Source organism: Prevotella rectalis, assembly GCF_900607215.1.
Taxonomy (GTDB): domain Bacteria; phylum Bacteroidota; class Bacteroidia; order Bacteroidales; family Bacteroidaceae; genus Prevotella; species Prevotella brunnea.
Window position 1 is genome coordinate 1186023 of record NZ_LR027820.1, and the last position, 21603, is coordinate 1207625.

General features: G+C 45.6%; 13 protein-coding genes. 5 read left to right on the plus strand and 8 right to left on the minus strand.

All coding sequences use genetic code 11. The annotated features are described in order from the left end of the window. Positions 1-913 precede the first annotated feature (913 nt). Both E0E16_RS06165 and E0E16_RS14305 read right to left on the minus strand, forming a co-directional pair. Complete coding sequence (locus tag E0E16_RS06165) at positions 914-1759, minus strand: IS3 family transposase (protein WP_025878265.1); 846 nt, start codon at positions 1757-1759, stop codon at positions 914-916. Between the two features lie 32 nt (positions 1760-1791). After that, positions 1792-2172 carry a transposase gene (locus E0E16_RS14305; RefSeq protein WP_130829568.1) on the minus strand — a complete coding sequence of 127 codons (381 nt, stop codon included), beginning with the start codon at positions 2170-2172 and terminating at the stop codon, positions 1792-1794. A 466-nt stretch (positions 2173-2638) separates the two neighbouring features. Here E0E16_RS14305 and E0E16_RS06175 point away from each other — a divergent pair, with 466 nt between their 5' ends. Then, positions 2639-3487, plus strand: a complete 849-nt coding sequence (locus E0E16_RS06175) for a DnaJ domain-containing protein (RefSeq protein WP_130829569.1) — start codon at positions 2639-2641, stop codon at positions 3485-3487. 64 nt (positions 3488-3551) lie between these two features. On the opposite strand, the gene E0E16_RS06180 is transcribed toward E0E16_RS06175, so the two are convergent. From E0E16_RS06180 to E0E16_RS06190, 3 genes are all read right to left on the minus strand, one after another. After that, positions 3552-4766, minus strand: coding sequence for a uracil-xanthine permease family protein (locus tag E0E16_RS06180; protein WP_130829570.1), 1215 nt, complete (start codon positions 4764-4766; stop codon positions 3552-3554). 86 nt (positions 4767-4852) lie between these two features. Further along, positions 4853-5863, minus strand: a complete 1011-nt coding sequence (locus tag E0E16_RS06185; RefSeq protein WP_130829571.1) for an iron chelate uptake ABC transporter family permease subunit — start codon at positions 5861-5863, stop codon at positions 4853-4855. Positions 5864-5880: 17 nt separating this feature from the next. Next, complete coding sequence (locus E0E16_RS06190) at positions 5881-6999, minus strand: ABC transporter substrate-binding protein (RefSeq protein WP_130829572.1); 1119 nt, start codon at positions 6997-6999, stop codon at positions 5881-5883. A gap of 126 nt (positions 7000-7125) precedes the next feature. Between E0E16_RS06190 and E0E16_RS06195 the strand changes: the two genes are divergently transcribed. Further along, positions 7126-8592 carry an SLC13 family permease gene (locus E0E16_RS06195; RefSeq protein WP_130829573.1) on the plus strand — a complete coding sequence of 489 codons (1467 nt, stop codon included), beginning with the start codon at positions 7126-7128 and terminating at the stop codon, positions 8590-8592. Positions 8593-9538: 946 nt separating this feature from the next. After that, complete coding sequence (gene mfd, locus E0E16_RS06200; protein ID WP_130829574.1) at positions 9539-12997, plus strand: transcription-repair coupling factor; 3459 nt, start codon at positions 9539-9541, stop codon at positions 12995-12997. Positions 12998-13086: 89 nt separating this feature from the next. On the opposite strand, the gene E0E16_RS06205 is transcribed toward mfd, so the two are convergent. Together E0E16_RS06205 and E0E16_RS06210 are read right to left on the minus strand one after the other, a co-directional pair. Further along, complete coding sequence (locus E0E16_RS06205) at positions 13087-14382, minus strand: MFS transporter (protein WP_130829575.1); 1296 nt, start codon at positions 14380-14382, stop codon at positions 13087-13089. A 3-nt stretch (positions 14383-14385) separates the two neighbouring features. Next, positions 14386-18147: a DUF4922 domain-containing protein gene (locus E0E16_RS06210; RefSeq protein WP_130829576.1), complete on the minus strand. Its 3762-nt coding sequence runs from the start codon at positions 18145-18147 to the stop codon at positions 14386-14388. 373 nt (positions 18148-18520) lie between these two features. Between E0E16_RS06210 and E0E16_RS06215 the strand changes: the two genes are divergently transcribed. After that, a complete protein-coding gene (locus E0E16_RS06215; RefSeq protein WP_130829577.1) occupies positions 18521-18928 on the plus strand; it encodes an Hsp20/alpha crystallin family protein in 408 nt (135 codons plus the stop codon). Between the two features lie 118 nt (positions 18929-19046). Here the strand turns inward: E0E16_RS06215 and E0E16_RS06220 are convergent, their stop codons facing one another. After that, the gene (locus E0E16_RS06220; RefSeq protein WP_130829578.1) at positions 19047-20084 is read right to left on the minus strand and encodes a porin; all 1038 of its coding nucleotides are present in this window, start codon (positions 20082-20084) and stop codon (positions 19047-19049) included. A 630-nt stretch (positions 20085-20714) separates the two neighbouring features. Here E0E16_RS06220 and E0E16_RS06225 point away from each other — a divergent pair. After that, positions 20715-21578, plus strand: a complete 864-nt coding sequence (locus E0E16_RS06225) for a leucine-rich repeat domain-containing protein (RefSeq protein ID WP_130829579.1) — start codon at positions 20715-20717, stop codon at positions 21576-21578. The last annotated feature ends 25 nt before the right edge of the window (positions 21579-21603 follow it).

The window sequence follows — 21603 nt, forward strand, 5'->3', positions numbered from 1 at the left end:
CGCTGACGAACAACTCTCGTTCATGATACATCAGGGAGTTCATGATTAATGACTGAAGGGTAACAAAACCCTCGCTGCTGCTTGTGTAATTCGAAATAATTTCCGAAATTTGCGAATGTGTAAGTTTCATTTTTTTCTTTTTTAAAGTTATCAAATACAAAGATAAGAAAAAAGGAGCTTACACACTTTTATAGGACAGTACCAAATAAACATCAAATAATCCTTCTTTATCCCAAATCAATCGTTAGGATTTCTCGGTGTCGTGTGGCAGCGAGAAGCTCTTTATTCTTTCCCAATGGTGTCCTAAATGATTTTGTAGAAACCTCGCGCAGGGTCGTATCAAGTCATGATACTTGACACATTTTGTTCCAATTCCGGATAGCACCAATCCCCTTATGTCTCCAATTCGTATTCAGATGATGTCAAGCAGACGCTTGATAGTGCACATTCGCCTCAACTATCAACATGAAATTATATTACAAAAGCCACGTCCAAAACACGTCTCATAACCTATTGATAATCAAGATGATATTAATTGCGATCTAAAAGCTTAGCTTTTGCACTTCAATTCATGACCTTTTACATTGCAAAAGCTTACCTTTTGGAGTGCAAAAGGTAAGCTTTGTGTCTTTTCCTGAATTCACTTGTCAGATCTGACGATGTTTTTCTGTTTTACTTGTCAAATATTTTCTTATTTACTGAATGACTTGACATTAACATTATATAGTTTAAATTTGAAGTCAGTGCACTTGTATAAAAGAAGATGGACAACACCTAAGTTCCGTCATATTTTCGGCAAGGTCTTAGGGGGCTCGATGCCCCCTGGGACCTTTGGTGAAGATGGCATAAGACCGTCGTTCGCCATATTTTCGGCGTTCCAAAGATACGTTATATTTTTCTTTTTTGCAAGCATTTATCTCTTTTTCCAAAGATTTCTCCCGGGCTGTTCGCCTCTATAGACATCCATCGGACATTTCATTCCTATGCTCATATGCGGTCGTCTGTTGTTGTAGAAGGCTATTGCCTTGGAGATTTCCATATTGGCCTGGTCATAATCTCGGTACATCTCCTGCTGGTAAATCCACTCAACCTTAAAGGTTCCATTCGTCCTTTCCGCCACAGGATTGTCCGTAGGATTGTACCGTTCTGTCATACTAACCCTGATATGGTGGCACATAAGAGTTTCAACATATAGGTGGCAGGCATATTGCGAACCCCTGTCAGAGTGGTGTATCGTTCCGCAGAGGTTGCCTCCTCCGGCTGCCTTAACTGCCATTAGCAATGCCTCCTTCGTATTTATAGCCTCCATGGTTTCGGATAAACACCAGCCTATGACAGCATGTGAGTAAACATCCGTAATGAGATGGAGGTACAGGACGTTGCCGTAAATCCAAACGTAGGTTATGTCGGCTGCCCAAATGTGGTTAGCATACATTGCCGTAACACCTTGTACAAGATTAGGATACTTCCTATAAGGATGATTGGAGTCCGTTGTACGTCTTCGCTTGTTCTTGGGAAGCATAAGCCCTTCTGAAGCAAGTAGTTTTAAGAAGGAGTCGCGACCATGAGTAACATCTTCACCTAGCTCCGACTTGAGGAGGACGTGCAGTTTCACACCGCCTATCCCGGGACAGCAGGCACGATAGTAGAGTACATTGTCAACTATCAGTTTACGCCTTTGCCGCTCAGAAATCACAAGCTTGCTGCTTGCGTAATACCACTGGCGTTTCTTGCCAAACAGCCCACAGAGGAATTCCACGGATACACCGGGAAACTCCTCACGCAGCGCCGTTACTGTTTGGCACCATCTTTTTTTAAGATGCTGATACCCTCCTCGGATTCGGCTATCTCTATGAGTTTCTCATAGGCACGGCTGCGCATCTTCTCCAAAGACAATGCGTGTTGGAGGTTCACTATCTTCTGGCGCAATATCTCATTGTCTGTCAAATTCGTTTCTTTATGAGCCATACGATACCTCTGGATTACTTCCGAGGGCAAAGATAACGATTTTGAATCAATGGGCCAACGTTTCAGCCATTGGAACAGTGAACCACTAGACACATTCCACTTACGCAATATGGACGCTTGAGAAGAACCGCTAGAATAATAATCAATTAACACTTGCAGCTTGAACGAATTCGAAAATTCGCGTGGGGTTTTACGTTTTGTCATAATTTCTTACTTTTTTTATAGTCAGAATTGTGACAAGCTAAATCCGTATAAGACATTGGATGGATGAATGAAGAAAATTTAGGACATTGTTGAACTTTTCTCATATCGGGGGGAAGGAATTTTCGCGTTTTCAACGATCCGGTCAAATAAAGAATATGTTTGTCGTTTGTCTTGCCCGGACAGGCAGGTATTGACATGAGTTCATTGCGTATGGTTTTTAGTTGGTAAATTGCTGAATAACAAACATCTATAATTAAATATTTCTATTGGCTGTCATTAGAAGAAAGAACTAAAGTGGTTGCTAATAATCGATTTGGGTTTATTCTGTCTGTTGAAAAAAAATACCGATATGAGTAAAGACTTTCCAAAATTTGGCATTATCTTTGTGTATTGATAGGATATAAAATCTGATAAAGGTCTGAAAAAGAAGGTTCAGACACTCTGATAAAACAAAATAAAAGCAAAGATGGCACTTGGAAAATGGATTGGGGGAGCACTTGGATGGATACTGGGTGGTGGTAGTATTTTGGGAGCAATAGCCGGGTACTGCATTGGGAGTATGCTGGATGACTCAATGGCGGTTGGCAAAGAGTCCAAAGATGGCTTCTTCGATTCCGAAAACAATTCAGCTCAATGCGGAGGGAAACGATACCAAGGAAATCCTTTTGGGAAGCGTCCTTTCGAGGAGCAACGAAATTCTTTCCTCTTCTCCATGTTGGTTCTTTCTTCTTACATCATCAAGGCGGACGGAATGGTAATGCATTCGGAAATGGAGTTCGTGCGCAGGTTTCTTCGCGATAACTTCGGATCACAAGCCGTGGCGCAAGGCGAGGACATTCTCTTGAAACTCTTTGAGATGCAGAAACAACAAGGTGAGCCACAATTTAAGGAAACCATTCGCAAGAGTTGTATGGAAATCTCTTTCCATATGAATATCTCCCAGCGACTGCAGCTTCTCAATTATCTCGTTATCATAGCCAAAGTGGATGGTGAGGTGAGTTCAAAGGAAATCTTCGCGCTCAAAGAGGTGGCTGGCTATCTCGGGCTGACAGCTCAAGATGTGGAATCAATGCTGAACATGGATGCCGGTTCTCGTCCGACCAACAATAGAAACATAGAAAAAGCTTATAAAATATTAGGCATATCTCCCTCAGCCACTGACGATGAAGTAAAAGCCGCTTACAGAAAGATGGCATTGAAACATCATCCCGACCGCGTTTCCGCTTTGGGGGATGACATTCGCAAGGCTGCGGAAAAGAAATTTCAGGAAATCAACGAGGCAAAGGAACAGATTTACAAAGTCAGGGGCTTGTAGGGTGGAGGATGAAGGGCAACAACCTCATCCCCCCACCCTATAACGAAAACTTAAGCGACAGCTCTTATTGGTGTTTTACCTCCTCTTTCTCCCGGGGTAAGATAAGATTGAGGAGTACGCCGACTATTGCCGATAAGCCAATGCCACTCATAGCGAAATCGCCCCATCCGATAATCGCACCTCCTATGCCTAACGTGAGAGTAACAGAGATGATGATAGTGTTTCGCGTTTGACTCAAATCCACTTTGTTTCGGATAAGGTTTTGAATTCCCACCGAAGCGATGGTGCCAAAAAGTAACAGCATGATGCCACCCAATACTGCCGCCGGAATGCTCTGCAGCAAAGCACTTAGTTTACCAATAACGGAAAATATGATAGCGGTCATTGCCGAAATGCGTATTACCTTTGGGTCGGTTACCTTCGTGATACTCATCGCTCCTGTTACTTCGCTATAAGTGGTAACAGGTGGACCTCCGAAGAAACTCGCCGCCAGACAAGCCAAGCCATCGCCTAACATGGTGCGATGTAATCCCGGATCGCTCACAAAGTCTTTTTCAGCCACAGCTCCCACAACATAAACATCGCCAATGTGCTCTATTACGGGAGCGATGGCAACCGGTATCATGAAAAAGAATGGTTTCCACGCAAATTGTGGCAAATGAAAATCAGACAGAGCCGATGGAAGGGCTATCCATGGTGCCGCTGTTACACTCGAGAAATCCACCTCGCCCATACATACGGCAACGATGTAGCCTACCGCAATGCCACAGACTACAGGGACAAGCTTTATTAGTCCTTTGCCCAACGTCAGCACCGTGACGGCAACAGCAAGGGAGATGCCGGCCAACATCCAATTGGTCTTTGCCATATCCACTGCTGAACTCGACAACGAAAGTCCAATCAGGATAATGACCGGACCAATGACGACAGGCGGAAAGATGCGATTCAGATATTTCCTTCCCTGCCATTTTATCAGTGCCGACATCAGGAAATAAACCAACGCCACGCCCATGATGCCTGCCAAAGTCCCAGGCATTCCCCATTGCTTCGAGGCGGCAATGATGGGAGCGATGAAAGCAAATGATGAGCCAAGAAAAATGGGTACTTTCCCTTTCGTTACCAAATGAAATATGAAGGTACCGATACCTGCCGTAAACAAAGCAGTGGCGGGATCGAGTCCTACCAATAACGGTACGAGGACAGTGGCACCGAAAGCCACGAAGAGAAACTGTACACCTATTACCGTTCGACGAAATGATGATAAATTCTTTGTTTCCATTCTCAATGAATATTATAAAACCAATGCCACGAAGCACCGGTTTGGGATAAGATTAATATGATTTATACAATATGATTTCATAGAGATTATCTGCCCTTCATTAAAACATAAATGATGACCGGAGCACCAATCAAAGGCGTTACGGCATTAAGTGGAATGATGCCACCATCTCCGGGCAGATAGCAAATAAGGTTGCACAACAAAGCCGTCAGCGATCCGCAAAGAATGGTTGAGGGCAACAACAGCCGGTGGTTCTCCGTGGTAAACAAAAGCCGGGCAATGTGTGGTACGGCAAGCCCGATAAAGGCTATCGGACCACAAAAGGCAGTGGTAATGGCAGATAAAAGTCCCGTAACCACAAGCAGATAGTTGCGCACCCGACGAGTGTTAATGCCTAAGCTTTCAGCGTATTGAGGTCCTAAAAGCAATGCATTCAAGGGCTTGATGAGAAGCAACGCGCACAAAATGCCGAAGGAAACCACTGAAACGAATAATGGGATGTGATCGGAAGAAACTCCGCCGAAATTGCCCAGTCCCCATATCATGTAGCTCTTCACACCTTCTGCCGTGGCAAAGAAGTTCAACAACGACACAATAGAAGACGATACATACCCCACCATGATACCTATGATGAGCAGTAACACGCTGTTCTTTACCATTATGGAAAAGAAAAAGATGAGTGCGGTTACTGCCATTGCACCCACAAAGGCAGCTAACAATATTGCAAGGAAACCGGAAACAGAGAAAAGTGCGGTGGAAACGTTGCCTCCGAGCAGCAGCATCACCAATGCCACGCCTAAACCGGCTCCGGAATTAATGCCGAACACATCGGGACCTGCCAACGGATTGCGAAAAGCTGTCTGCAACATCAAGCCACTCACGGCTAATGCCCCGCCACAGAAAACGGCGGTCAGAGTTTGAGGAAGTCGGTTTTCCATAACGATGTATCGCCAACTTTCCTTTCCATCGAAACGTCCGAGAAGAATATTGAGCACATCGCCAACAGGAATCTTCACCGAGCCAATGCACAAATTTAACATAAAGAGAACCGCCATGCCCAGTATCAGCACACCTCCTATGCGATAACCTTTTGTCATCCTGAAGCCATTTTTCGTTACAACGTACGGTAATATCTCAGTTTTCCTTCATAAAGATCGGGATGGAAGAGTTGCAAAAGATCGTTCAGCAACCAATCAGGACGCCAACTCACTTCCTCGAAATAGGGTATCTTATCCACCGCACATCCATATATGTGCCCTGTGCGGAAAGGTTTTAATGCGGCGTAACCTTGATATTCTGACAATAGCTGCTTTTTGTTCAATGTTCCCATATAAGTAAGAATCCAGAAGTCGCTCTCCCCCATCTTGTCCAAGATTGTTTCAAAAGGTAAGGCAAGGCTGCCACTATGTGTATCTTTCGCGAAAGCATACTTACCGTTGGCATCTTTATAGAGCAAGCCCACACTACTTGCACCCCCGGGCACATACCATACGGAACCCGTCTTCCTGTCGGGCAGCACGGAAAGGGTTTGTTTTGCCTTCTTTGCCTTAGTCTTTAACGCGAGATAACCTTTCTCCACTTCTGAAAATAAGGAGTCGGCAACGCCTTCGCAACCGAAGAGCAATCCGTAGAATTTCATCCATTCGGCACGTCCGAGTGCGGAAGTCTCCATATAGTCGGCACATTCTATGATGGGTATCTTCAGTTCGTCAAGTTGTCCGTAACCACCACTGTTCTCAAATGGCGAAAGTAGCAACGCATCGGGTTTCAAGTCGATGATTTTCTCTATATCAGGCTTCATACCATCACCGCAGTTCGTTATCTCATTTGTCTTCAGACGTTTCTGAACATCGGGGATGAGCATGTACTGTGGGTCGGTAACTCCTGCTATCACCTTTTGCTTGTTCAACATCTCCATGAGATTGGCATGGGCTGTGGTGAAGAATACGCTGCGTTCCAAGGGAACATGTATCAGCGTTCCATCATCGGGAACGTCAGGATTTTCTCCTTTCTTTATTATATAATAGGTATGCAACGTCTTCCCCTTTTTCCATGGATTGCTCAAGATGACTTTTAAATAGTCGGTTTGTTGCTCCACTTTGATGTTTTGCGCATACTTAAACTCAATGGTTGTCGTGTCTTTTTCGGGCGAATCAGCCACTTTCTTCACATTGTTATTGCAAGCGCAACAAACAATGAAAACCAACAAATAGAATGAAATTTGTCTATACATAACATTAAATTTTCTGCAAAAGTACGAAAAAAGTACGATTTTTTGCTATTTTATTTTTTTTTTAGTAATTTAGCAACCATCTTTTGAGAAACAGGTAATCATCAATTAATAAAATAATTTTACACCATGTCAGAAAACAATTCAAACGAGCTCTCAAAACACGTAGAGAAAAAAAAGATTTGGGAGCTGCTCGCCATTATTGGCATCACCACCGTGGTTTGGAATTTGCCGACCACAGCATTTGGTATTAATGGTTTAACCGTAGTTCAACAACGCATCATTGCCACATTCGTATTCGCCACCTTGTCATGGCTGACTGAGTGTATACCGGCATGGGCTACATCGTTGTCGATTATTACCATCATGTGTACCACCGTTTCTCAAAACTCATTTGCGTTATTCAAAAGCGACGGTGTGGGCGAATTGCTTGATTCGGAAGAGATCATGGCTTCCTTTGCCGATCCCATAATCATGCTTTTCCTTGCCGGTTTCATTCTTGCCATTGCCGCATCGAAATCGGGACTTGATACGCTGCTCGCCAAGAACATGATACGTCCGTTCGGTAAAAAGAGTGAGAACGTACTCTTGGGTTTCCTCATGATAACCGGTCTCTTCTCCATGTTCATCTCCAACACTGCGACGGCAGCACTTATGCTTACTTTCCTCGCTCCGGTCTTTGCCGCTCTTCCCACCAACGAGAAAGGACGCGTTGCTCTTACCATGTCCATTCCCTTGGCTGCCAACCTCGGTGGAATGGGCACACCTATCGGAACGCCCCCTAACCTCATTGCGCAGAAATATCTCAATGACCCTGCCGGACTGAACATGAACATCGACTTCTTGCATTGGATGGTTTTCATGTGTCCTTTGGTTATTATCCTGCTCATCATTTGCTGGCGAATTCTCGTTAAATACTTCCCATTCACGCAAAAAACCATCCAGCTGGAGATTACCGGAGAAATACACAAAGGTTGGCGCATGTGGGTGGTTATGGCAACTTTCGTAGTTACCATTCTCCTTTGGGTCATCCCAAAGACCGTAACAGGCATTGACACCAACACCGTTTCCATGATTCCTATGGGCGTTTTCGCGGTAACGGGTGTGATTACGGCTAAAGACCTTCAGAAAATTGACTGGAGCGTTATCTGGATGGTGGCAGGAGGTTTCGCCATCGGATTGGGAATGAATGGGACCGGACTTGCAGATGCTGCAATAGAGAGTATTCCTTTCGGTAAATGGAGCCCCATTATCATCCTCATCATCTCCGGACTCATTTGCTATTTCCTCTCTAACTTTATCTCTAACACTGCCACGGCAGCACTCCTTGTGCCCATACTTGCAGTAGTTTGTAGAGGCATGGGCGATAAACTCGATGGTATTGGCGGAACAAGCACCATCATTATCGGTATTGCGATAGCTGCTTCGTCAGCCATGTGTCTGCCTATCTCCACGCCACCTAACGCCATTGCTTACTCCACCGGTCTCGTAGAGCAGAAAGATATGTTGCGAACCGGACTTACGTGTGGTCTCATTTCGCTGATTCTCGGCTATGCAGTGCTTTACTTTATTGGTCAGATACATTTCTTGAACTAATTTCAGCAGGCAATAATAATCTTTTTTGCACAAAAGGGGGCGATCTTGCACAAGCAGGTCGCTCCTTTTCGTGTCTTTCTCTCTTTTATTGCAGTAATTCCAACGCTTGCAATTTCGCTCACGTTCCTTTATCCCCAATCGGTCGTTAGGATTTCTCGGGGTCGTATGGCAGCGAGAACTTCTTTAGCCTTTCTCAATAGCGCGTCCTGAATGATTTTGTGGAAACCTCGCGCAAGGTCGTATCAAGTCATGAACACTTGACGTATTTTGTTCCAATGCCGGATAGCACCAATCCTTTCATATCTCCAATTCGTATTCAGATGATGGCAAACAGACACTTGATAGCGCACATTCGACCCGACCGGCACCACGAAATTATATTACAAAAACCACGCCCGAAACACACCCCATAACCTATTGATAATCAGTATGATATTAATTGCGATTTAAAAGCTAAGCTTTTGCACTCCAATTCATGACCTTTTGCATTGCAAAAGCTTACCTTTTGGACAGCAAAAGGTAAGCTTTAGACAGATGAATGAAGAAAATTTAGGACATTATCGAACTTTTCTCATGTCTTGGGGGAAGGATTTTTGTGTTTTCAACGACCCGACTAAACAAAGAATATGCTTGTCTTTTGTCTTGTCTCGGACAGGCGCAGGTGGTGATATAAGTTCATTGCGTATGGTTTTTAGTCAGTAAACAGCTGAATAACAAACCCATATAATTGAATATTTCTAATGGTAGTCATTAGAAAAAAGAACTAAAGTGGTTTCTAATGACTGATTGGGGTTTATTGATTTTCATTGATTGCTTTGATGTAGAACGAGAAACGTGATGAAACGACACTTTCGAATTCGGTAATGAGGAAGGCGACAGGGAACACTACTTGTGGCTTTTCTGTTCCATAAAAAAATTGTACCTTTGCAAGCGCAAGCGATTTGCGATGAATATACAAGATTTACAACAACTCTACGCACTGTTGCCACAGGTAGGTGCGTTGTGCAAAGTACTGGAAGACAAGTCGGCAAAGACGGTTTTCCTGCAAGGACTCGTGGCCTCAGCTACACCGATGTTTTTCGCCTCCGTTGCACAAAGATGGCTGAAAACGATACTTTTTGTGTTAAACGACAATGACGAGGCGGGATATTTCTACAACGATCTCAAGACGATTGCCATGCCAGAGGACGGCAAGGGGCAGACGGCAGAGGTACTGTTCTTCCCGTCGTCTTATCGACGTGCTGTGAAATACGGACAGCGTGATGCCGGAAACGAAATTCTGCGCACAGAGGTGCTTTCTCGATTGTCGGCTTTGGGAAACGATTTCGACAGGCAAGACTTTCCCCTGTACATTGTTACCGAGCCTGCGGCTTTGGCAGAACTGGTTGTTGCCAAACAAGGACTGAATGAAAAGACACTGACCTTATCCGTTGGAGCGGTTGTAAATGTAACGGAAATAGAGAAAACTTTGCGAGCTTATGGTTTCGAGCAGGTGGATTACGTGTACGAACCCGGGCAGTTTGCGGTGAGAGGAAGTATATTGGATGTTTATTCTTATTCAAGCGAACTGCCGTTCCGCATCGACTTCTTCGGTAACGACATTGATACGATTCGCACTTTTGAGGTAGAGAGCCAGCTCTCGCTCGGTAAGAAAGAGCGAGTGGAGATTGTGCCTGAGCTTACCTCTATCACGGAAGAGAGAGTCCCTTTCGCCCGGTTTCTTCCGGAAGAGACATTGCTTGTGATGAAAGACTTTTTGTTTGTTCGGGAAACGATAGAGCGAATTTATCATGAGGGATTTGCCTCGCAAGCCGTCATTGAGCAGATGGAAGATAAGACAGAGATGGAACAAAAAGAGTTGAGAGAGCAATTGAAAAGTATCTCCCTCCTCATTTCCGCTCATCAGTTCACCGGCGACGCACTAAACTTCAGGCGAATAGAATTCGGCGCGCATCGCACCGAGGATACTTCCATCATGGGCGGAGAGGCAACAATAAGTTTCGACATCACCCCGCAGCCGCTCTTTCACAAGAACTTCGACTTGCTCACCAAGACTTTGCAGGACTATCTTCTGCAAGGCTACAAGCTCTACATCCTTGCCGACAGCGAGAAACAGACTGCCCGACTGCGCGACATCTTCGATAATATAGGAAACGAAACAGGCAGAGAACACATTCCCTTCACACCCGTCAGTCGCACGCTGCACGAGGGGTTTATCGACAATTCTTTGAAAGTTTGTTGCTTCACCGACCATCAGATATTCGACCGTTTCCACAAATACAACCTTAAATCAGACAAGGCAAGGCAAGGCAAGATGGCACTGACGATGAAGGAATTGCAGGAGATGGAGCCGGGCGACTTCCTCGTTCATGTGGATTTCGGCATCGGAAAGTTTGCCGGACTCGTCCGTGTGCCGGCAGGAGACTCCTATCAGGAGATGATAAGATTAGTCTATCAGCACAACGACATAGTGGATGTGTCCATCCACTCGCTCTACAAAATCAGCAAATACCGGCGCGCCGACAGCGGAGAACAGCCGCGTCTTTCCGTTCTTGGCTCAGGAGCTTGGGAGCGGCTCAAGGAAAAGACCAAGAAACGCATCAAGGATATTGCACGCGACCTTATCAAGCTCTACGCCAAACGCCGACATGACAAGGGGTTTGCCTTCTCGTCCGACTCTTATATGCAGCACGAGCTGGAAGCATCTTTCCTCTACGAAGACACGCCCGACCAGCTGAAAGCAACGCAAGAGACGAAGCAAGACATGGAAAGCGCACGCCCGATGGACCGTCTCATCTGCGGAGATGTGGGCTTCGGAAAGACAGAAGTGGCAGTGCGGGCGGCCTTCAAAGCTGCCTGCGACGGCAAGCAGGTGGCAGTGCTCGTGCCGACAACGGTGCTTGCTTTTCAACATTTCCAGACGTTCAAGAAGCGGCTGAAAGATATGCCGGTAAGAGTGGATTATCTCTCGCGTGCCCGTTCGGCGAAGCAGACGAAAGAGGTTTTGGCAGACTTGGCAGAGGGGAAAATAGATATCCTCGTAGGCACACACAAGCTCATAGGCAAAAGCGTAAAGTGGAAAGACATCGGGCTACTCATCATCGACGAGGAACAGAAGTTCGGCGTATCGACCAAAGAGAAACTGCGCCAACTGAAATCGAACATCGACACGCTCACCATGTCGGCGACACCCATCCCCCGAACGCTCCAATTCTCGCTGATGGGGGCAAGGGACATGAGCATCATGCGCACCCCTCCACCCAACCGCTACCCGATACAGACTGAGATACACACCTTCGGACATGAGGTCATCGCCGATGCCATCAACTTCGAGATGAGCCGCAATGGGCAGGTGTTCTTCGTAAACGACCGCATCGCCAATCTCCTGGAAATAGAGAAACTTATCAATAAGTATGTACCAGATTGCAGAGTGGGGATAGGACATGGGCAGATGAGACCGGAAGCATTAGAAGAGATCGTCATGGGATTCATGAACCACGATTACGACGTGCTGCTCTCAACAACCATCGTCGAGAATGGCATTGACATCTCAAACGCCAACACCATCATCATCAACGACGCCCACCGCTTCGGCCTTTCCGACCTGCACCAAATGCGCGGACGTGTGGGACGCTCGAACAAAAAAGCCTTCTGCTATCTGCTCGCCCCACCCCTCTCGGCCCTCAATCCCGAAGCGCGCCGCCGGCTGGAAGCTCTTGAGACTTTCTCCGACCTCGGAAGTGGCTTCAGCCTCGCCATGCAGGACCTCGACATACGCGGTGCGGGCAATCTGCTCGGCGCAGAGCAAAGCGGATTTATGGAAGACCTGGGCTACGAGACCTACCAGAAAATCCTCTCGCAAGCTGTGACCGAATTGAGAAACGATGAGTTCCAAGACCTTTATGCCGAAGAGATGGCCGAAGGAAAAGAGATAACGGGCGACGACTTCGTGGACGACTGCGCCATAGAAAGCGACCTGGAAATGTATTTCCCCGACACCTACGTTCCCGGCAGCAGCGAGCGGATGCTCCTCTACCGGGAGCTGGACAATATTGAGCGCGACGAGGAACTCGATGCCTACCGCAAACGATTGGAAGACCGCTTCGGCCCCGTTCCCCGTCAAGGCGAGGAGCTGATGCAAGTCGTGGCCCTTCGTCGCATCGGCAGACGATTAGGCTGCGAGAAAATCATGCTCAAGCAAAGCACCCTCCAACTACAATTCGTCTCCAACCCCGACAGTGCCTACTACAAGAGCCGCGCCTTCGGCCGATGCCTCGACTACATCGGTCGCAACGCCCGCCGCTGCACGCTGAAAGAAAAGTACGGAAAGCGGTTCATGGTTGTCAGCGGTGTGAAATCGGTCGGCGAAGGCGTATTCGTCCTGCGCGAGATAGAGAAAGGATAAGACAAAAAAGCAGAACACAATTGATAACATCTCTCAACGAGCGGACAAACAAAATATTTTGCCCACAACTAATAAACCGTGCGAACAGTTCAATCGCTGCTGGAAATGTGTGAAGAGTCGCTTTGGTTTGCCAAGGCTTTCGACTTCTTAAGGAAAGCGGCAACAAGGAACGGAAGAATATTAACAACGCCCACAATAACAAAGAATCTCCGATAGCCTACATATTCTTGTAGGATGCCCGTAAACCAACCGGACGACATCAGAGAGAAAGCAGCCAACGCACTTGCCATGGAGAATTTGAACACGGAATATTTGCCACGCGAACAATAGAATAGCAGGAATAAATATGCCGTAATGCCGTAGCCAAAACCAAACTGTTCCACAACAACGCAAGCATTCACGATGGAAAGTGTGGAGATGAAATTATGGCTAAGATAGATGAACAGCAGTTTAGGCAGCGTGAGCGCAACCGTCATGGACCACAGACAACGTCTTAAACCATATCGCCGTACATATTTAACGCCCAATGCCAATCCGAAGATAGAAGCAAAAGCCCCCAATGTGCCTTGCGTCAAGCCCAATTCCTGTGGCGACAGACTAAGTCCGCCATTGCTACCCGGATCGATGAGAAACAAGGGGGCGATGCGAAAGAACATCCCCTCGGGTATTAGGAAAAACAAAAGAAAACAAAGCAAAGCCATATAATCCGGCAACTGCATAAAAGCGGTCTTGGTTTCCATCCACCATCGCTTTGTCATTCCACTCCATAGGGCTATGGAGGGCTTATCTTTCACGCGAGGAATCATAAAGAAATGATAAAGAAACAAAACAAGAAACGTGAGAGATAGGAAACGAAAGGTCAGCGTCCAAGAAGTGATTACCGACCGTTTCAGCACTTCCAAATTGCCGGCTATCATCGTGGGGATGCCCAAACCAACAACCACCGACAAGAGCAGAAAGGCACCAAAGACTCCGGGCATACGCGTCTGACGCGAGTTAAGATACTGTCTATAGAACCGAGCTATCGCTACATCATGCACCACCGCACCACATCCCATGATGAAAAAAAACACCGCAGTGAGCAATGACCAATGCCGGGAGGAGATGCTGCTCGCCACACCAAACATGCAAAAAGCCATCAGCAGTTCCATCGCCAATATCCAAGAACGCCTTGTAGAGTAGCCGTTCACCACGCGTCCAAGAAGGGGGCGGAGAATGAAAGGAACGAAAAACCACGAGGTGTTGAGTGTGATGGTACCATTCGACTGCCCCATACGATTATAAAAAACCAACGATACCAAAAAGACTATAACATAGGGCAGTCCGCGGGTAAAATGTACCGTGGACAGCCATAGCCAATCGCGCCTTTTACAGTTATCAGTCATCGTTCAATATATTTTTTCTATGCTCGCCCCCCGATAATAGTGTAGCAGTATTTCCTTGTATTCATAACCTTTCGCGCCCATCACGGCAGCACCAATCTGACAAAGTCCAACGCCGTGTCCCCAACCGGCACCAACAATATGGAACTTTTGAGCGACACCATTAATGAAGTCGCTTTTTTCTACTACAAACGCCGAACTGTATAAATGCGATTTGCTCAAAACGCGACGTATTTCAAGCTCTTTTCCTATGGTAAGACTGCGTTCCGTTCCCACTATTCGCAAACGAAAAATACGCCCACTCACCCCTCTTTCAAGCGGTATGAGGTCTATTATCTTGCCAAATTTTATACCTGTCTTTTCCTCTATCAACGCCGACAATGTTTGTTGATCGTAGTCTTGCGTCCAACGATAGAAATCCTGAGTTTCTTGATCAAAATCATTGAGCACTTGGCGCAGTATGCTCGCATCCTTAGTGTTGCAGAAAGCCTGTGGGGAAGATAAGATCCACTTACGAGCGTTTTCCTCATTGGTCAAATCTGAAACCAACGTATTGTCGGGCATCGTGTCGGGAAGAGATACCAAATAGGGCTTTTTGATATTCTCCCAACAATACTGAAACTCCTCAGTTGCTCCTCCACAGCATTTACTGTAACGAGCATCGCAAATTTTCCCATCGTAAGTAAGTATCTCTCCGGACGTCCGGCGGATGGCTTCTGCCACATGTCGATTGGCAGACTTGGTAATTCCTTGATAACGTTGACAATGATCATCGGCACAAACATCGAAAATGGTGTGGTCTTCACGGTCATACCAACGTATCAATTCATCGTCCTTATTAATTAAGGAGAAAGCTGTCCGCTTACATTCCCCCATCCGCTTTCTTTTTTCTATCTGTGCCAAAAGCCAACTTCTCGATATTACAGCGTGCGCCTTGAGCAACTCGAGCGAAGAAGTGGCACGCATCTCACTGGAGATAACACTCGTTAGATAGGTTTCTACGGGTAATTCGTTGATGGCGCATATCTTGTCATTGGCTATCACCAAGCGCAAATCCCCTTGAAAGGTTTGAGCTTCCTTTCGTTCCCAATGAAAGTTTACACCAATAGTTACGTCTTCGAGCGTGATAGACGCTGACTCCGCTTTGGCTACAAAAGAAAGTTCACGATACTTCTGCCCATGCCAAAGGATTTCGCTTTCCTTCAATATCACGATTTGTTTGCCCGAACTATCTCGTCCATTTACTTCAAAAGTGCCGTTGAGCGTGAAATGTAGTTCTTCCCCACTCACAATGCCGACCTTTACAATAGGTTCACGATATGGAAAACGAGCACGCATCAATTTTTGATTGTGTTTTCTTATCTTCCCACAGACCTCTTCCATCTGTCCGGGTGATAGTACGACTTCGCTCATGATTTCTTTTAAATGCTCTGCTGTAATCCTATCAAAATCTTCTTTTCTGGGAAGAATAAGCAAACCGCCCATATCCAAAGCTCCCGGGCTGATGAGATATTGTTTTTCTCCGGACGCAAAATAGCAGTCCGGGCGATGTTTGCGACGTGGGAAAACAATGGAAAGCGTATCGGCACCATCTTTCCATACGATGATGTTCATCATCGGCTCGGCATCGCCATTGCAAAGAGGCAGAGCATCGTAAACCATTCGGAACATTTGCTCATCGGTGGTAACGGAACGACTTCTGATAACTATGGCAGGGTAAGCAAAGTTTTTTATCAATGATATGCTCTCATGCTCGTTCTGCCTCAACAACACTTCAGCATTATCGTTCAGTCGGTTCCACATTCTCCGCAAAGGCAGGGTGTTGCTTGAGCCTCCCTGAAAATGAAGATGGTCGGGAGCACTCGCTCCACACTTGGGTCCGTTGTAAAAGAACATCCACCCCGGATGGGCGTTCGCCAATCGGTGCAGAGTGGCATAGTGTCCGGCAATCCGCTGTGGCTGATGCTGTTTGCAGGCAATGGTAAAATGTATGGGAAGAATGGGGAAAGGATTCACAAGAATATCGAATTCCTCATTGAAAGACTTCACCATCTGTTCTTCCGGACGATTGGAATCGCACAGGAAGCATGGACGAGTGGCAATGGCAATCTTGTCTATCTTTGCCCCGGTACTCACCATCCGTGCCGGATTGAACTGCGTTTCCAGTTCGCCCAGCGTGCGTGTGTGCACAGATTTCAAATCAGCGTATCGCTTTTTGGCGTCGTTCCACTTATCCAACTGGCTGTAAAAAAAAGGCTTCAGCTCCTCCTCATTCTCCTCATCGCCACCTTTGTTCAGTTCTTGGCGGGCAAGAAGCTCTATGGTGCGTATCCTATCTTTATACAAATTGTTGGAATTTATTTTCTCCACGCTCAATGCCGCATCGCTGTTACCTCCCCACCGGCGACACAAATAGAGTTCCTCATAGATGCGCCCGATACGATACTGACGACTGAAAGCCAAGCCTACGGCATAATCTTCACCATAACTTGTGTTTGGAAATCTTACTTCTCGCGCCAAAGGGGTGTAGAAAGCGCGAGGAGCTCCCAAGCCGTTGATGCGCAAGGCATTGTTGCACCCATTTGCCTCCGTCCATTCCGTATGGTCGATCAGTCCCGGTGGTAAGGTATTCAACTCAAAATCGCACATACGATACGAACCAATTATCATTGCTGCCTTTTGTTCTCGAAAAGCATGAACAATCTTCCGCAACGTGGCGTTCGAAGAATAAAGATCATCGCTGTCCAATTGCACGGCAAATCGTCCGCAACGAGCATCGTCAATGGCATAGTTCCAACATCCTCCGATACCCAAATCATTCCTGTGAGGAATAAGATGAATCAGTCTTTCGTCAGTTCTTGCCATCTTGGAGAGGATAGCCGTAGTGCTGTCCGTGGAATGATTATCCACCACTATCACGTTGTATTTGAAATCGACCTGCTGTTTCAGTGCCGATTCCACGGCATCATGAATGGTTTTTTCACGATTGAAAACGGGAATAACGACAGAGGCTTCCACTTCAAATCCATCCTCTTTAAAATCGGGTTGGATGTATTTCTCCGTATCAATCAAGGCGCCCATCGCCGAGAGGTGATTCGTAACGGCTTTTTCCATCTCTATCTGAACATCTCGATTGCGTGGGTTTACGTAATCGAACTGTTTTTCACCACTCGCTCGCAGGTCGTTCTCTTCCTCTATGTAAAGGTATTCGTTCAAATGGAAGATCTTCCCCGCCCTACTTAGGAACAGGCGCAGGTCGTACCACCCGGCAAACTTATAATCGTTCGTGCCGATATACCGCTCATATTCTTTCAAGCCATCGGTGGCTATCAAGACCAGCGATCCAAAGTCGAAGTCATCGCGAACGCTACCTGCCTGATAATCAATCGTGGGGTGCTTCACCGTCTTGCCATCTTCCACCGAATAGCGGTCGGCATACACCATTTTGGCACCGGTAGCCGAAGCCACTTGCAGCAATCGCTCCAAAGCGTGATGTCCCGGTATTACCGGTGAACTCTTCATGCAGAACAACACGTACTCGGCTGAAGCGTGATGCGCCATGGCACACATTGTCTTGGCAGACAGGAAATAATCTGTGGCAATGGTTTTCACGTTTTCCGGAAGTCTCATGGTGGCTTCCATGTCGTCGGAAATAAGCAAATAAACCTGTTCAACCGCACTACACGATCGGAACGGCTCCGTTAATTTTTCCGCTGTTCGCAGGTCTTCGCAAGAAAGGAAGCAATCTATTTTCTTTTTTATGTTCATTTGATTATAATCATTGATGAGAAGCACTCCTGATGAGTCAGGAAATGTCTATGCAAAGATAGGATAGAAATGTGAGAATAACGAAAAATTTATGGGTTTTTAGAGTGGAAAAGCAATTGTAACCACCCTCATCAACAAAGGGGGAGAGATTGATATGTTTGCAAACATATCCGCTTATTCCCTCTTTTATCTTCCATTCTTTACCTCTTTTAAGGGGAATAGATTCGCCTTAAAGAAGCCATCGAAGGGAAGAGATGCGCCAAAAAGTCATAAATTTCTGACAAACTGACATGAAATATCATTTGGTATGCAACTTGTCTTTATAGTGAGTGAAAACATTAGACAACCCTTTAAAGAATAGGAGATAAAGATTATGTATAGAAACTCATGGTTACCGGAAGTATTCAACGACTTCTTTTACAACAACAACATGCCCAAGGCAAATGCTACTGCCCCTGCCATCAACGTTTTGGAGTCTGATAAGGATTATAAAGTGGAATTAGCGGCACCGGGGTTGTGCAAGGATGATTTTGAAATAAACATCAATAACGATGGTGATTTGACCATTAAGATGGAAAAGAAAGAGGATGTGAACGAGCAGAAAGCCCATTATCTTCGTCGCGAGTTCTCCTACAGCAAATACGAGCAAACGCTTATATTGCCGGATGATGTGAACAAGGAGAAGATTGGAGCGAAGATGAACGATGGTGTTTTGGTTATCACCTTACCGAAGCTGGAGCAGAACATTAAGAAGATTGCTCGCCAGATTGAAGTGGGCTAATCAGTCAGATAAGTGTAGTTGTTAGGTTAAGCCTCGGACGTTATGACGTTCGGGGCTTTTTCATACTGCATGAGATTGCCTATGGCTGAAGAATGGGTTTCGTTCCTGCCGATTAGAGTCAGAAACGCGTCATGAATTCGATCACAAACTTGTCTTTTTCCGATGGTTTCGGTATGCCGTCTTTCCCATAAAAATACTTTTCATAATTCAGTCGGATATCCGAGATGAAAGGTTTGTCGAGACTGAGTGTTACCCCTCCCGTAACACGCGACCGCTTGTAGTCGGTAATGCGCATTTCGCCCGCTTCGTTTTCCTTCCCATCAAGATAACGAATGCCATCGCTATGGTCGTTCATGAAATCATAACGAAGCAGTGGCGACACCTTGACGAAGAACTTATTGCGTAACTTAATGTCATAATTTACAAAGGCATCCACCGCATGAACGGGATGGAAAGCCCCAGCATCATAGTGTTTATAAAGATATTCCAATTCCACATGCCAATTGTGCCCGTGATAATAAGTGCCTACATCATACATCATCACGGATATATGGTCGGGCTTTATCTTCTGCGTACTCAACGTGAGATTAAAACCGTGCGGAAAAAAGATTTGCGCCTTGGCGGAATAGTTCACACTGTTTGTCCAATAATCTTTCTGATTGGTGAGTCCGGACCCATTGAAAGCTCCTGCTTCCAAACGGATGGGAAATCCCACGTTGAACGTATAACCCAGCGTCGCGCCCACATCGCGGACATTACCTACTTGTTTGGCAATGAAGGAGCGATTGGCGAAATATTGTTGATGAGGAGAGCGATGGGCATCGATGGTAAACGGAACGCGCATCTGTCCGATGGTGAAGTCGAATTTGCTTATGGGTGTCAGTCGTGTATAAGCGTCCAACATCTTAATCTTTCCCTCATCGGAAAGGTCTATCTCAGCTTTGTAGCTCACCCAGTGGTTCACTTTTCCGTCAAGACTGACTCGCGCCGTGCGCACCTGAAATCTTCCTTTCTTGTCTTGTGGTTGATATTCGTACTTACCGCGAACTGTTCCGTGAACATGAACCGCCCGATCAATATCGTTCTCTTCTTGAGCATGAACAGGTGTCGCAATCAAAGCGACAGCCACCGCGATACTCACCAAATAATTGTGCATAACCGGTATATTTTTATTTTGGCGCAAAATTACATATCAATTGTTAAATACACGTAACATTCTTATTAAAAATATATTTCAATTTACACAAGCTAACCTCTCCGGTGAGAAATCGGTTGCCTTACATGAAGTGTGTCATTCGGGTTTTTACGATAATCCCTTATCGGTTTTTAAGGAATAATTACGACAAGGTTTTCACACGATAGCAATATCGACAGCCATCGCTTCGCGAAAGCTAAGATATTGCTTGTTAAAAGCTAAGCTTTTGGAGGGCAAAAGGTAAGCTTTTAAAGTGCAAAAGCTAAGCTTTTGAAAAGCATGTTGTAAGTATCTGATTATCAATGATGTTCATGGGGCATATTTTTCACTCCATCAATATGCCTTCCGGCTCGATGATTGACTGCTGAATATGCACGCATAATTTCTCATTCCGCATGCTGAAAATAGACAAGAGAAATGGCTTGCCAAAATTGATGATTAGAAACCAATGAAAATAAGCAAACAATTCTTTAATGACCGATTTACGATATTATTACAATTTTGTAACAGAATTGTAGTAGTATTGTAACAGAATAGACAAGCTAAATTAGCCGAATTCTTAGTAATTTTGCACAAACAAACTAAGCAGGTATGAAAGAGGAGAAGAAAAAGATTAATGATATTCTCAAAAAAAGTGCTGAACGAGAAAACAAATTCGAGAATTTAGTGCTAAATTTGGCGTTGAAACAAATCAAAGGCGCGTACAAAGATGAAGCCGGTGTTTATTATTCCAAAAAGAAGAAACACTTGCTGACGGCATCAAAGGCGTTGGAAGGTCGCTATGTGATAGCCGATGGCGTTCAGGTAATTGACGACAATGCCTTTTGGGGATGCGCATATTTAGAAGAGGTGGTAATCCCATCATCGGTGGTTGAGATTGGCAGCGAGGCTTTCAGTCGATGTATTTCACTGAAGAAGCTCGTCATTCCCAAATCGGTAAACCTACTGGGCAACAATCCTTTCGTTGATTTATCCTCCGATACCATTGTTTCAGAGTCGGATAAGTTTGTTATCGATAACAAAATGCTGCTCTCATCCGACAGAAAGACGCTCTATTCTTATCTGACGGATGCCTCTTTGGCAATCATTCCCAAAACCGTTGAAGAGATACGCGACCTTGCTTTCACGCGCAGACGCAAGCTGACCAAGGTAGAAATACCGGAAGGCGTAAAAGTCATTGGCAGCGACGCATTCTCGGATTGTGATGCTTTGGAAGAAGTAATCATCCCCTCCACGGTGGAAACCATAGAGAACTATGCCTTTGCGGAATGCGACAAGCTGAAGACGGTAACCCTGAAAGGAAACATCAGAAACCTCAGCCCGCGCACCTTCGCAGACACAGAGCGACTGCATAGGATTTATGTGCCCAAAGGCTTCAGAGAGAAGGTCATCAAACAATTGCACCTATCAGAAGAAAACGATGATATCGTAATGGAAAAGTTCACGAATGAATAAATATTTACCCTCTACTTAATTATAG